Annotated in this window: 14 protein-coding genes; 11 read left to right on the plus strand and 3 right to left on the minus strand. The window is 63.0% G+C overall.

Annotation, left to right across the window (positions count from 1 at the left end; translation table 11 throughout):
• Positions 1-95: 95 nt before the first annotated feature.
• The 4 genes from C2L64_RS23965 to C2L64_RS23980 all read left to right on the plus strand — a co-directional run bounded on the left by C2L64_RS23965 (position 96) and on the right by C2L64_RS23980 (position 4,590).
• Entirely contained in the window at positions 96-1,319 is a 1,224-nt protein-coding gene (locus tag C2L64_RS23965; protein WP_086910244.1) for an acyl-CoA dehydrogenase family protein, read from the plus strand.
• 126 nt (positions 1,320-1,445) lie between these two features.
• Positions 1,446-1,790, plus strand: a complete 345-nt coding sequence (locus C2L64_RS23970) for a DUF3088 domain-containing protein (RefSeq protein ID WP_009770650.1) — start codon at positions 1,446-1,448, stop codon at positions 1,788-1,790.
• 61 nt (positions 1,791-1,851) lie between these two features.
• On the plus strand, positions 1,852-3,201 hold the full coding sequence (locus C2L64_RS23975; protein WP_009770651.1) for an LLM class flavin-dependent oxidoreductase: 1,350 nt from the start codon (positions 1,852-1,854) through the stop codon (positions 3,199-3,201).
• 33 nt (positions 3,202-3,234) lie between these two features.
• Entirely contained in the window at positions 3,235-4,590 is a 1,356-nt protein-coding gene (locus tag C2L64_RS23980; RefSeq protein ID WP_009770652.1) for an LLM class flavin-dependent oxidoreductase, read from the plus strand.
• Positions 4,591-4,651: 61 nt separating this feature from the next.
• Here C2L64_RS23980 and C2L64_RS23985 read toward each other — a convergent pair whose 3' ends face one another.
• Positions 4,652-5,842 carry a porin gene (locus tag C2L64_RS23985; protein WP_009770653.1) on the minus strand — a complete coding sequence of 397 codons (1,191 nt, stop codon included), beginning with the start codon at positions 5,840-5,842 and terminating at the stop codon, positions 4,652-4,654.
• Between the two features lie 223 nt (positions 5,843-6,065).
• On the opposite strand from C2L64_RS23985, the gene C2L64_RS23990 reads away from it, so the two are divergent.
• The 4 genes from C2L64_RS23990 to C2L64_RS24005 all read left to right on the plus strand — a co-directional run bounded on the left by C2L64_RS23990 (position 6,066) and on the right by C2L64_RS24005 (position 8,347).
• Positions 6,066-6,683, plus strand: a complete 618-nt coding sequence (locus C2L64_RS23990) for a LysE family translocator (RefSeq protein WP_009770654.1) — start codon at positions 6,066-6,068, stop codon at positions 6,681-6,683.
• A 207-nt stretch (positions 6,684-6,890) separates the two neighbouring features.
• On the plus strand, positions 6,891-7,235 hold the full coding sequence (locus C2L64_RS23995) for a hypothetical protein (RefSeq protein ID WP_009770655.1): 345 nt from the start codon (positions 6,891-6,893) through the stop codon (positions 7,233-7,235).
• A gap of 246 nt (positions 7,236-7,481) precedes the next feature.
• Positions 7,482-7,766 carry a hypothetical protein gene (locus C2L64_RS24000; protein WP_236674172.1) on the plus strand — a complete coding sequence of 95 codons (285 nt, stop codon included), beginning with the start codon at positions 7,482-7,484 and terminating at the stop codon, positions 7,764-7,766.
• A 176-nt stretch (positions 7,767-7,942) separates the two neighbouring features.
• Positions 7,943-8,347 carry a hypothetical protein gene (locus C2L64_RS24005; protein WP_009770656.1) on the plus strand — a complete coding sequence of 135 codons (405 nt, stop codon included), beginning with the start codon at positions 7,943-7,945 and terminating at the stop codon, positions 8,345-8,347.
• Between the two features lie 45 nt (positions 8,348-8,392).
• Here C2L64_RS24005 and C2L64_RS24010 read toward each other — a convergent pair whose 3' ends face one another.
• A complete protein-coding gene (locus C2L64_RS24010; protein WP_009770657.1) occupies positions 8,393-9,271 on the minus strand; it encodes a LysR family transcriptional regulator in 879 nt (292 codons plus the stop codon).
• A 213-nt stretch (positions 9,272-9,484) separates the two neighbouring features.
• Between C2L64_RS24010 and C2L64_RS24015 the strand changes: the two genes are divergently transcribed.
• Positions 9,485-9,907 (plus strand): tautomerase family protein, encoded by a 423-nt coding sequence (locus C2L64_RS24015; RefSeq protein WP_039902385.1) that lies wholly within the window; start codon positions 9,485-9,487, stop codon positions 9,905-9,907.
• Between the two features lie 43 nt (positions 9,908-9,950).
• Entirely contained in the window at positions 9,951-10,763 is an 813-nt protein-coding gene (locus C2L64_RS24020; RefSeq protein ID WP_009770659.1) for an acetoacetate decarboxylase family protein, read from the plus strand.
• 106 nt (positions 10,764-10,869) lie between these two features.
• Here the strand turns inward: C2L64_RS24020 and C2L64_RS24025 are convergent, their stop codons facing one another.
• Positions 10,870-11,511, minus strand: coding sequence for a glutathione S-transferase family protein (locus C2L64_RS24025; RefSeq protein ID WP_009770660.1), 642 nt, complete (start codon positions 11,509-11,511; stop codon positions 10,870-10,872).
• A gap of 343 nt (positions 11,512-11,854) precedes the next feature.
• On the opposite strand from C2L64_RS24025, the gene C2L64_RS24030 reads away from it, so the two are divergent.
• Entirely contained in the window at positions 11,855-13,429 is a 1,575-nt protein-coding gene (locus C2L64_RS24030; protein WP_009770661.1) for an MFS transporter, read from the plus strand.
• Positions 13,430-13,470: the final 41 nt, after the last annotated feature.

Genomic DNA, 13,470 nt, shown 5'->3' on the forward strand with positions numbered 1-13,470 from the left:
GAACGCGTCCCTATACTGGCACGCTTATTGGTCGGCGAAGCGTCGACCCCCGGCATGCTCATGCCGGTCCGCATGTCCAGAACAAGGAACCACGAATGCCCGCTCAAGACCTCACGGACCGTGCCGCACGTGCACGTCTTCAGACGACGCTCGCCGGCTTGCCCGCGCTCGCGAAAGCCATCGGCGAAGGCGCTGCGTCGCGCGAGGCGCAGCGCGAGTTGCCGTACGACGGCTTCACGCTGTTCCGGCAATCGGGGCTCGGGCGTTTGCGCTTGCCTGTCGAATGGGGCGGCCTGGGCGGCTCGCTTGAAGACGTGTTCGATGTGATCGCCACGCTCGCTGCCGGGGAAAGCAACATCGCGCACGCGCTGCGCATTCATTTCGACCAGACCGAGGCGTTGCTGCTACAACCGCGCACGGCGTTCAACGCGTTGCAGATCGAGCGCGTCGTCGAGGGCGCGATTTTCGGTGGCGCTTCGACGGAGCTGGGCACGTCCCGTCCCGGCGAGATCACGACGCAGCTTCGCCGCGACGGCGAGCACTACCGGTTGAGCGGCCGCAAATACTACGCGACGGGCACGGCGTTCTCCGACTTCGCACGGCTGAACCTGCAGGATGAGAACGGCAATCCCGTGGTCGCTATCGTGCCTGTCAAACGCGAAGGCTTTCGCGTGCTCGACGATTGGGACGGCATGGGCCAACGGATGACGGCAAGCGGCAGCCTCGAATTCGACAACCTGCTGGTGCTCGCAGACGAGGTCACGCCGCGCGTGCAGACGACCTTGGCCGGCCGTCACGGCGGCGCGCTGCGGCAGTTGCATCTCGTCGCAGTGGGCGCGGGGATCGTGCGCAATGTCGTCGCCGATGCCAAGGGCTATGTGCTGCGGCATGGCCGTCCTGCGCTGCACAGTCCCGCGCCGTCGGCGCGCGAAGACGCGTTCATCCAGCAGGTGATCGGCGATTTGACGGCACACAGCCATACGATCGACGTGCTGGTGCGCGACAACGCGCGCGTGCTGGAGCGCTCTTCGCAGGCGATTCGCAATGGCGAGCCCGATGCGGAAACGCGTGTGCTCGAAGGCGCGCTCGCGACGGCGCGCACGCAACTGATCGTCAGCAAGCTCGCGCTGTATGCGGCCGAGCGCATGTTCGAAGCGGGCGGCGCGTCGGCGACATCGCGTGCGCATAACTTCGATCGTCACTGGCGCAATCTGCGCACCATCTTCAGCCACAACCCGCTATTGCATAAAGCACGCGTGATCGGCGATTACGAACTGAACGGCGTGACGACGCATCTGACGGAAGGCCGTGTTTTCTAGGGCGATCCGCTCGCGCAAACGCGCATAGCGTGCAACGGCATATCGATGTGCCGATTTCTTCGTGGCGGCGCGCAAGCGCCGCATTCGACAATATCAACGTTACGTTCCAATCAGGGGCCTCCCGCGATGAGCCGTGATCTTCTTCTGTTGCTCGAACCCGGATTTACCGATCCCCGTTATCCGGGCGAACGTTTCATCTGTCCCGACGGCGCGCCCATCGAAGGGCTGCTCGCCAGCGACCCGGCGCGCGTTGCAGGGCTCGACGTGCGGCGCGTGCCGTTCGAGCGTCCGCGCCAGGCCGTCGTCGAAGCACTCGACGAAGCGCATCAAGGCTTGCCCGTGCTCGTGCTGGGCGACGAGCAACCCGCGCCCGCCGATGCGCAGACGCTGGGCGAGCGCCGCTTCATTACCGACACGCGTCGCATCCTCGACCTGCTTGCCGAGCGCCACGGCTTTCCGAAAGTGCATTGACGCATAAGTGAAAGCATCGTGAGTGCGCGTGCAAGCGCACCCGACACAGCGGAGAATTTCGATGAGCCGTAACACGGCACCGGCCACGCCGCGCCGCCTGCATCTGAACGTCAACATCCTGCACTCGGGCTTTGTGCCTTCTGCGTGGCGGCTGGCCGACGCGGACCCGCGCGCATTCGTCGACGTCAATCACTATGTGCGCGTCGCACAGATCGCCGAAGCGGGCAAACTCGATGCCGTTTTTCTCGCGGATAACGCCGCGATCATCGATCAGATCGATTTCCGTCCCATCACCGCGCTGGAGCCGACCGTGCTGCTCGCGAGCATCGCCGCCGCGACGACACACATCGGTGTGATCGGCACTGCATCGACGAGCTATAACGAGCCGTACAACATCGCGCGGCGTTTCGCGACCCTCGACCATGTGAGCAACGGACGCGCGGGATGGAACGTCGTGACGACGGCCGATCTGCCGTCCGCGCGCAACTTCGGCCGCGATGCCGTGCCGGACCATGCGCAGCGTTACGAGCGCGCCGCCGAGTTCACCGAACTCGTGAAAGCGCTGTGGGACAGCTGGGAAGACGATGCGTTCGTCGGCGACAAGGCGGGCGGCCGTTTCATTGATGTTTCGAAAGTGCATCCCGTCGCGCATCGCGGCCGGCACTTCGATGTGCAAGGTCCGCTGAACCTGCCGCGCTCGCCGCAAGGCCATCCCGTGGTGGTGCAGGCGGGCGGCTCGCCGGATGGCCGCGATCTCGCTGCGCGCCACGCGGAAGCGGTGTTTTCGGCGTCCCAGTCGCTCGAGGAATCGGTGGCGTACCGGCGCGACCTCAACGCGCGCGCGGCGGCATACGGGCGTCCCGGCGTGAAGGTGCTTGCGGGTCTCACGACCATCATCGGCGCGACCGAGGCCGAGGCGCTGCGCCGCCGCGACGAACTGGTCGATCAGATTCCTTGGCGCTACAGCCTGAACCGTCTGGCGGGCACGCTGGGCATCGACGCGGAGCGTCTGAAGCTCGACCAGCCGTTGCCCGACGATCTCGCGCTGCCCGGCGGCGGCAACGGCAACCATACCTTCTTTCACGCGACCATCGCGCAGGGCCGTCGTCACGGCTACACGGTGCGCGAACTGATCCGCTCGCTGGCGGGCGGAACGGGGCATCGCGTGATCGTCGGCACGCCCGAGCAGATCGCCGACGATATCGAGCACTGGTTCAACGGCGGTGCAGCCGACGGCTTCAATCTGATGCCCGATGCGTTGCCGAGCGGTCTGCAAGACTTCGTGGACGGCGTCGTGCCGATCCTGCAGAAGCGCGGCATTTTCCGCACCGACTACGAAGGCGCGACGCTGCGCGAGCACCTTGGGCTCGCGCGTCCCGACAATGCGCAGCTATGGCGCAAGAGTGCCTGAGTCCACGCCCATCCACTCCTATTCTCTCCAGTCATGAGTTCACGCAAGGGTCATCTGCGCCTCGGCGCTTTTCTCTATCCGACGGGACATCACATTGCCGCATGGCGGCATCCCGACTCGCTGGTCGACGCGGGGCGCAATTTCCGGCACTACGTCCAGCTTGCGCAGGCCGCGGAGGCCGCGAAATTCGATCTGATCTTTCTCGCGGACGGCGCGGGCACGCGCGGCGACAACGTCGATTTTCTGAGCCGCACGGCGCACAGCTATGTCGCGCAGTTCGAGCCGCTCACGCTGCTGTCGGCACTCGCCGCTGTCACGGAGCGGATCGGTCTGGTCGGCACGGCATCGACGACGTTCAACGAGCCGTATCACATCGCGCGCAAATTTGCGTCACTCGATCACATCAGTGGCGGGCGCGCGGGGTGGAATCTCGTCACGTCGTCGAGCTCGCACGAGGCGAAGAACTTCAACTTCGACGAGCATCTCGCGCATGCGCGGCGTTATGAGCGCGCGGTTGAATTCGCCGAGGTCGTCGAAGGTCTGTGGGACAGCTGGGACGAAGACGCGTTTGTGCGCGACAAGGCGTCGGGGCGCTATTTCGATCCGTCGAAGCGCCATGTGCTCGACCATCGCGGCGAGTTCTTCAATGTGCGCGGGCCGCTGAACGTCGAGCGTTCGCCGCAGGGCAGGCCCGTCGTCGTGCAGGCGGGTTCGTCCGAGGCGGGCAAGGCACTGGCCGCGCGCACGGCGGAAGTGATCTTCACCGCGCAGCAGACGCTCGACGATGCCGTCGCGTTCTATGCGGACGTCAAAGGGCGGATGGCGGCGTATGGCCGCGAGCCGGACGATCTCAAGATCATGCCGGGCGTGATGCCGATTGTCGGCGCGACCGAAACCGAGGCACGCGAAAAGTTCGACGCGCTTCAGGCGCTGATCGATCCCGCTGTGGGGCTTGCGCTGGTATCGACGGTGACGGGTGGCTTCGACCTGTCCGGTTATCCGCTCGACGGTCCGATCCCGGAACTGCCGGAAACCAACGCCAGCAAGAGCCGCCAGTTGCTGGCGCTCGAACTCGCGCGGCGCGAGAACCTCACGATCCGCGAACTGTATCTGCGCATCGCGGGCGCGCGTGGGCACTGGCAACTGGTCGGCACGCCGGAGCAGATCGTCGATGCGCTCGAAGAGCGCTTCGTCAACCATGGCGCGGACGGCTACAACGTGATGCCGGCGCTGCTGCCCAACAGCCTCGACGATTTCATCCGGCTCGTGCTGCCGGAACTGCGGCGACGTGGGCTGTTCCGCAGCGAGTACGAAGGGCGCACGCTGCGCGAGAACCTTGGTTTGACGCAGCCTGTTTCGCGCTATGCGCGCGAGACGGTGACGCAGTGAGTTGTCGCGAGTACTTGCGTCACCCATAACGGATGACGCATTCGAACCCACACCAGAACTATTAGAACTTCACGCGCACCCCCGAGAACACCGCGACCTGACGATTCGTCGATGAAGCTGTGCCAGCGTCGGCAATAGCCGCAATCTTCTGATAACCCGTGCCGACGCGTGTCGATGCATCGCCTGCCGCGAGTTGATACGCCGCCGACAGATAAAGATCGGTGCGCTTGGACAGCGCGTAATCGACGCCAAGCGTGAACTGATGCCAGCGCGGCTTCAGGTTCGCGCCATTGGTGCCGGGCAGATTGCTCGCGCGTCCATCCGTGTACGTGTACACGCCGATCAATGTCAGTGCGGGCGTGAACAGATAGCGCGCGTTCAGATCGTAGTTGTTGAACTTGCGCGACGAGCCATCGCTGTAATCGAGCTGCGTGTGGCTCCATGCGAAGCCGAACGTCGCTGCGCCGAGCGCGTAGCTGGTGCCTGCTGCCGCAATCTGCTGACGCACGACGCCGCCATTCAATCCATAGAAGAACGCGCCGCTGTAGTCGTCGCCGGACGTGGTCGATGCGCCGCCGATCGCGCCGCCTGTGTTCGATGCGGCGTTCGGATGATTCAAAACGTTATAGCCGCCGCCGATCGAAAACGGACCGTTCGTGTAGTTCGCCGCCACGCCCCATGCGCGGTTGTTGCTGAAGCCCGTGCCGTTGCTGCCGTTCGCCTGGTTGCTGAATGCGTAGAGGCCGTCGACGGTGAAGCCCGCAATCGTGTCGCTGCGGAACTTGACCGCGTTGTTCACGCGGAAGGTCTGGTTCAGATTGTCGTTGTCGCCGATGTGGGTCGACGGCGACCAGAAGCCCGGGCCTGCATACTGCGAGACGAGATCGGTCACAGGCTCGTATTGCCGGCCAACGGCTACCGTGCCGATCCCCGTCTTCTGCACGCCCACGAAAGCCTGGCGGCCGAACAGACGTCCGCCTTGTCCCGCTGTGCCGTCGTTCGGACGGAAGCCGCTTTCCAGCGTGAAGACCGTCTTCAGTCCGTCACCGAGATCTTCGACGCCGCGCAAGCCCCAGCGGCTGCCGTTGAGCTTGCCGCTCGTCTGCTGAATGTTGCTCGCGCCTTTCTGGTTGTTGGTATAGGTGATGCCCGCATCGACGAGTCCATACAACGTGACGGCACTCTGCGCATGCACGAGTGCGGGCGATGCAGCGACAAGACTTGCGGCGCTGGCCAGAACAACACGCTTCATTGGATTCCCTTTTTATTGAAGTCACTGAATTAATAAGGAACCCGATGCTATTAGGGAGAACACTAAACACGAAGCAACTATTTCTACTTTGTTATCCAAATGCAATTCGATTTACAACGGACTTTCGCAGTGAAATGCAGATCAGCCGCGTAGCGGATTGCGTTGTGGCATAGTGGCCCTCTCTCCGGACTCGCAACTTCAAGTCGATATTCATCGAGGCTCTATGATCGATTTCTCCGCCGTGGCGGCCGTGTTCTCTGTTTATATCGTCGGTGTCGTGATACCGGGGCCGAACTTCGTCGCTGTCGCGCACAAGTCGGTGTCGGCAACACGTCCCGATGCATTTGCGCTCGTCGCGGGGATCGTATTGGTCAATCTCTTCTGGGCCACCTGTGCGATCCTCGGCGTCGGCGTCGTGTTTGCTATCTTTCCGTGGATAGCCATTGGCGTGAAGCTCGCCGGAGCGGGCTATCTGATCTGGTTTGGCCTGCGCCTCATCATGTCGGCGGGCACGCGTCCGATGGCGGTGCAAAAGCCTTCGGCGTCGTCGGGCTTTGGCTCTGCGTTCATGCAAGGTGTCGCGACCAACATTGCCAATCCGAAATCGATCGCGTTCTACGCGGCTGTGTTTTCAACAGCGGCGCCTGCGCATGTGTCCGCACCGACCTTCCTCGCGATGCTCGCTACCGTGGGTGTGGTGGCGTCGTGCTGGTACGGCGGCGTTGCGCTGTTTCTGTCGCATGAGGCCGTTTCAGGCGCGTATCGCCGCGCACAGAAATGGATCGACCGGGCGTGCGGTGCGGTGATCGTCGCGCTTGGCATACGACAGGCGCTGCGCTGACCACGCGGTTTGTTTGTGTTTGCGCAAGGGGTGCCCCCGTAAATTGGCGGGCGCGCAAAAAGGGGTAGACTTTCGGCTACGCACGCTGAACCGGGTGCGACGGGGCGCTCATTCGAGTCGCCCCGTCTGCCATGTGCGCAGGTTGTTTTCAGTGCTACAGCACATACGTATTGAAGACAGGCCGAACAGAATTGAGGTCCACAACCCATGCTCAAACCCGAATTCAATGACGCGGGCAGCGCGCGTCCAGAACTGCTTTGCTACCTCGTGGCCACCGCGGCAGCGTCGTATGCGCTGACGCAGGAGTGGCGCGTCGATCATGTCGTCGAATGCTGCCGCCGCTGGCTCTCGAAGAACGAGGTGAAGATGGACTGGCTCGACCGGGTCCGGATCGGCCAGTTCGCGTTGAAGATCGCGAGCAAGGATCTGCTTGACGCGGGCATAGCCGTGCGTCTGTCCAGCGTCAATGCGCTCTTTACGAGCGAGATGGAACTGAACGAAGCGAGCACGATGGTGCAACGGATGATGTCCTTGTGTCAGGAAGCGCTCTGAGCACGTTTTGATCAAACGTCAAGCCTGAATTGCGGAGCGTGCACCGGGCGAACACTGTGTTGCAACTTCGATAGCTGATCGAAAGACGGGGCCAATTCATACTTCGCGATGGTCGCGCACCGCATCGTGCAGGTGCGAGCGTTCAGCTTAGAGGTTGTCGTGAATACATTTGAAGTCAATCAAGTCCTGTCAGGTCTGACTAATCTGGTCAGGCAACGCGTTGCAGTCGTGGCGCGAAGGCGGGCCGTGGGTGCAGCGATTTTCGCGCTGGTGCCCTTGCTGATGCAGGCGTGCGCGAGTTCCAGCCCCGTCGTCGAGACGGGCGATGCGGGGCGATACACGCTGCACGCATCGGCGGCGGGCGGCAGCGCGGCGTGGGCGAGGTCTCACAAGGCAGTCATGCAGAGCGCAAGCAACTTTTGCGCGCAACGCGGCGAGGTGCCGAGCGTCGTGTCGGAGTCGTCCAGAGGCGTGCGGGCGCTCGAAGCTCACGAGGCCGACCTCACGTTCGAATGTCACCCGCACTTTTGACGGACGCGTCAACCAATACGCCAGACGAAACAGAAAGCAAAAAGTTCAGCGGGCGTAAGCCATCGTTAAGGATGCGCAGCTATAACGTTTGATGGAAATGCGATCTGCGCGGCGTTGCCAGTCAACGATCAAAAAAGGGTGACCCGGACTCGCGGATTCAACCGACGACAGCGTCGATGTCCATTCAGAGGTCGCCCGTCATGCCGATCCACTCTCGCTCCATTGGGCGTGTTTCCGCGCTTGTTCCCAGGCTTATTCCCGCGACATTCGCGTTGCTGCTTGCGACGCCAGTCCACGCCGAGTCCACTTGTCCCGACTTCGTGATATTGCCGTCGGGCAGCGTGTTCAACATCGCCAAGCTGATCGCCGATACCGGCTCACCGGAGGCCGCGCTCAGAAAAGTCAGGGGCGCACTCGATGAGATCGCCGCAAACGGTGGTTGCCCGAAGTCAGTGCGACGCGCCGTGTGTGACGAAACGATGGCGGTCGCGAGGAAAGCCGTCGTCGCGCTTCAATCCTGCGCCGCGCATGGTCCTCAGGCTGACGGCGTGGAGAAGGACGGGCGCAGTGCGTCGAAGTAGGCAGGACGCGAAGCGGATCACTAAGCGGATCACTAAGCGGCCGCGTCAAGCCGACGCGTTCGTCGTGCGCAGCGCGGCGCCCAGGCTGCGGATCGTTTCTCTCATGCCGGCATCCCGCACGCGCGTATAGACGGCGATTTCGATCGGCGCGAGCGGTGGCAAACCGAGCCGGCTGCCGACATCGACGGCTCGCGGCGGGCATCCCCGTCGCGTCATGGGCGCGACCGCGAGACCTGCCATCACGGCGGCGCCCACCGTGCCGATGCCGCCGCCGACAAATACCTCCGTCCACTTGATGCCGGCTTCATCCAGCGCTTTCAGCGCGTTTGCGCGCACGCCGCAAGGGGCGGACAGCGACGCGATCCGCAACGGCTCGCCGGGACTGTGCGTCCATTGCGGCGAGGCAAACCATCCGCAGTGTTCGACGAACAGTTTTTCCGCGTCCCTTCGCGTGGCGTCGCGTCGCGCGAAGACGGCATCGAGCTCGCCGGAGTCGTAGCCGGCGAGCATTTCGCTCGATGCGCCGATCTTCACTTCGACCCGCAACGTGGTGTCCTGCGCGGAAATGCGCGCAATCAACGGTATCAACCCGTCCGCGGCGGTGTGGTCGATGATGCCCAGCCGCAGGCTGCGTTGCGCCTGCACCGTCGGATTCAGCGCGCGGTCGTGCGCGCTCAGCAACTCCCGGGCGGCCGCAAGGAACGCCGCGCCCTCTGGCAGCAGTTGCACGCGCCGCGGCGTGCGTTCGAGAAGGCGGCGCCCGAGTCGTTCTTCGAGCCGCTTCATCTTCAGGCTGATCGACGATTGCGTGATGTCGAGCACTTCGGCGGCGCGCGTGAAACTGCTGAGGTCGGCGACCAGCACGAATGCCTGAACGTCGTCGAGATCGAGGCGTCGCGTCGTCGATTGATAATCGGTGCTCATGTTAGCGGCTCCAGTCATCGCGTTTCTAAATCATAGACGAGTGCCTGGTTTTTCCCAGTAGCAGCGCGATGCCACCCACACGGCGGGGCGAAGCAAGAAAGTGCGGTTTCAATCATTGGTGAAAATCATCGCAGAAATACTTAGTGATGAATTGTTGTTATCGAAGCGCAACCCTAAGATTCATCTCAAGCAAACGCACTTCAGGAGCTTCAAATGCCAATGACCCATGTCTCGATGCGCAGCGGCAAGCCCGCCGCGTACCGCACCGCTGTTCTCGAAGGTATCCACGAAACGCTGCACGCGTCGCTTGGCGTGCATCCCGAGACGTTCTTCATGACCGTCAGCGAACACGAGGACGCGAACTTTCACGTCAACACGACTTTTCCGTTCGCGCGCTCGTCCGACGTGCTGCTGGTCCAGATCACGCTGACAGCGGGCCGTTCAGCCGACGACAAGCAACGCTTCTATCAAGACCTCGTTGTACGGCTCGAAAAGAACCCGGGCGTCAAACCCGCCGATGTATTCATCAACCTCATCGAGGTGGCGGGCGAGAACTGGTCGGCAGGAAACGGACTCGCCGGACGAAGCGCAGCTTTGGCAGCGGACGGCTCGACAGCCGCCGGCACTGCCGCCTGAAACATCCATCCGCCCTACGCTAATCTGATTCTGGAGAAAAATCATGTCGAAGCAATACGCCGTTCCTCTTTCGCCCCGTGGCCTCTCGAGCATCGCACCGCCGCCGCCGTGGCACTATTCGGGCGACTTTCTGATCGTCGAGTTCTGGGCCGATCCTGCCGCTGTGGCGGCGACGTTGCCGGCGGGTCTGAGCGTCGATCCGTCGTCGCCGGGTCACGCAACGGCGCTGTTCGTCGACTGGCAGTTCACGGGCCAAAACGATGAACTGCTGGACCCGGCGCGCTATCAGTATCGCGAGTTCTTCCTGCTCGTCGATGCGTTGTATGAAGGCCAGCCAGTCGCATATTGCCCGTACATTTTCGTGGACAACGACTCGGCGATGATGCGCGGCCTGATTCAAGGCTTCCCGAAGCGCCTCGGCGCCGTGCACCAGACGCGCACGTTCGCGGCACCCAGCCTCGCTGCTGCGCAGGTAGCGCCGGGCGCGCGATTTGCGGCGACGGCATCGACGGCGGGCCAGCGCATTGCGCGCGCAGAGGTCAAGTTGACGGGCAAGGTGGACGATCCTTCAACGGTCAGTCTCGCCGGACGTCCGATCGTGAATCTGCGTCACTTCCCGAGACTGGCTGCCGGGCAGCATGAGACGCCCGCCGTACACGAACTCGTGATGTCGATCATGGACGACCCGCGCATGGCCGACGTGTGGGCAGGCGAGGGGCAACTGAGCTTGCCCGTCGCCGAGGGTGAAGAGATTTCCGACCTCGCGCCTGTGCGCGTCGGCGCGGGTTATCGGCTGTCGATGTCGTACACGGTGACGGACCTGAAGACGCTGAGCGACGGCACGCAGGCTGCGTGAGACTGACGATCACACCGCTATCGAAGTAAAGCCACGCGGCCCAGGAAGCAAAACTTCCGGGCCGCGTGGCTTGTTGCGCATTTGATCGCGCAATACGCGACGGCTATTACGCCGCGAGCCGCTCTTCATGACGGGCAACGACGGCCGCTTCGTCGCTGAGCGCCTTCTGCGCAGACGGGCGAGCTTCGACGCGCGCCACATAGGCCATCAGGTTCTTCAGATGGTCGAGCTTCACACCCGAACGCTCATGCCACATCGTTGCCCACACGTAGGCGTCGGCGACCGTGAACTGCTCGCCCGTCAGATACGGGCGTCCATCGGCGAGACGTTTGTCGAGCGCGGCGTAGGCCGACAGCAGCTTGTTCGTATGAAATGCGATGCCCTCCGGCGTCATCAGTTTGCGCATCAGCGGAATGTGTTTTTGCGCGATCTCGGTGGCAACGAACGTTAGCAGTTGATCCATGCGCACGCGCTCGATCGTCCCGCGTTGCGGAATCAGATCGGAGCCGGGATGCTGGTCCGCCAGGTACGACGCGATCACGACCGTTTCCGTCAGGACGTCCTGACTTTCGTTGTCGAGTTCGAGCGCGGGCACATACAGCAGCGCATTGACATCGGCGAACGCCAAGCCATTCGACGTCGACTTGCCGAGCACGTCGAAATGCACGAGTTCCGGCGCGAGGCCGAGTTCGTTGGCGACGAGCTGGACGGCGAGCGAGCAGGTTGCTTTGGCGATATAGAGCTTCATGGTCGACATTCCTTGTAGCGCGGACCGGTCAGGGTCGGGTTTCGTTGGGGCGCCGTCGTCGGCACCGTTGCAGCAAAGTATGGGCAGTTTCCGTTGCGCGATAAACGGGGGAAGGGGAGTCGCTGAGTCGCTTTGCAAGCGACAATCCGGCGGGGGTATGCGTACGTCACGCGGTTTTGTGTGGGCGCAACGTGTTTCGATTGTCGCGTTGTGGGAGACGCACTGAATACCGCGCGGTTGTTTATCGAGAGAGTATCGGGCCGCATAATCGGGCCCCTGTCTATCAGCCGTGATGCAGCGTTGCATCCCCGGCTCCTCTCCTGTCATTACCTCTCTCCCGATCATGCGCACTCCCTCGTCTAACGGCGCGGAGGGCAACAAGCTGCTGATTCTGGCCGCCGTTTGCCTCGCCGCGTTAGTCTTGCCCCTGTCTTTCTCCGGGGGCGCTGTCGCGACTCCTGCAATCGGTCGCGATCTTGGCGGGACGGCCACGTCGCTGACCTGGATCACGAATGCGTTCATGTTGACGTTCGGCAGCTTGCTGATGGCAGCGGGCGCACTCGCGGACCAGTTCGGTCGAAAGAAGCTGTTTGTTGTCGGGCTCGGCGGTTTCGTGCTGACGTCGGCGGCGATGAGCTTCGTGCCGTCGGTGTTATGGCTCGACATCTTGCGCGGCGCACAGGGCGTGGTCGCCGCCGCATCGCTGTCGAGCGGCGCTGCTTCGCTTGCTCAGGAGTTCGATGGACATGCGCGCACCCGCGCGTTCAGCCTGCTTGGCACGAGCTTCGGTATCGGCCTCGCATTCGGGCCGTTGATGGCGGGTGTGCTGATCGAGCACTTCGGCTGGCGTTCGATTTTCATGGTCATCGCAGCGATCGGTACGCTTGCGTTCATGTTCGGCGTGCCGCGCATGCGCGAGACGCGCGATCCGGGCGCGACGGGCCTCGACTATCCCGGCACGATCACCTTTACGGCGACGCTCGTTCTGTTCACGTTCGGTGTCATTCAGGCGCCGGCGAGCGGATGGGACAGCGCGCCCGTCGTCCTGCTGCTGATCGCTTCCGCCGTTTTCCTCGTTGCCTTCATCGTGATCGAGACCAGCGTGAAGCGGCCGATGCTGGAGCTGAGTCTGTTTCGCTATCCGCGATTCGTCGGCGTGCAGATCTTGCCGGTGGGGACGTGCTACTGCTATATCGTGCTCGTCGTGATGCTGCCGTTGCGCTTCATCGGCGCGGAAGGACTCAGCGAAATCGACGCGGGCGTGCTGATGATCGCGTTGTCGGCGCCGATGCTGGTGGTGCCGCTTCTCGTTGCATCGTTCACGCGTTGGGTATCAGCCGGTGTGCTGTCCGGTGTCGGCTTTCTGATCGCCGCGGCGGGACTCTACTGGCTGAGCCTCGTCGACTTCAGCGGAGCGAAGGCCGCGCTGGTGATGCCGATGCTGGTGATCGGCATCGGCGCGGGCATGCCGTGGGGCTTGATGGATGGCCTGTCCGTCAGCGTCGTGCCCAAAGAGCGCGCGGGCATGGCAGCAGGCATATTCAGCACGACGCGCGTGGCGGGTGAAGGGATTGCGCTCGCCATCGCGACTGCCATTCTTGCGGCGTTGGCGCACACGAGCCTGATGCACGTGGTGCCGGATACGGACGCTAGAGTCGGCGCGCGAATCGCGGAAGCGGCACAACGCGTCGTTGCCGGCGACATGATCCATGCGGCGGCGATTCTTCCGGAAGCCACCCGTCACGCGCTCTCGATGAGTTACGCCGATGCATTCACGCGCCTTCTGCATGTGCTGATCGTCATCACGCTGCTATCCGCCGTGGCGACGTTCGCATTCCTCAGTCGCACGCCCGGTCAGAATGACGAACCCGACGCGCAGACACGAGAAAAGCAGTTGAAAGAAACGGTGGACGCATAGCGTGAACCACACGGCTGTCTCACGCGTAATTGCAATGGACC

It is taken from the genome of Paraburkholderia hospita, from assembly GCF_002902965.1.
Lineage (GTDB): Bacteria > Pseudomonadota > Gammaproteobacteria > Burkholderiales > Burkholderiaceae > Paraburkholderia > Paraburkholderia hospita.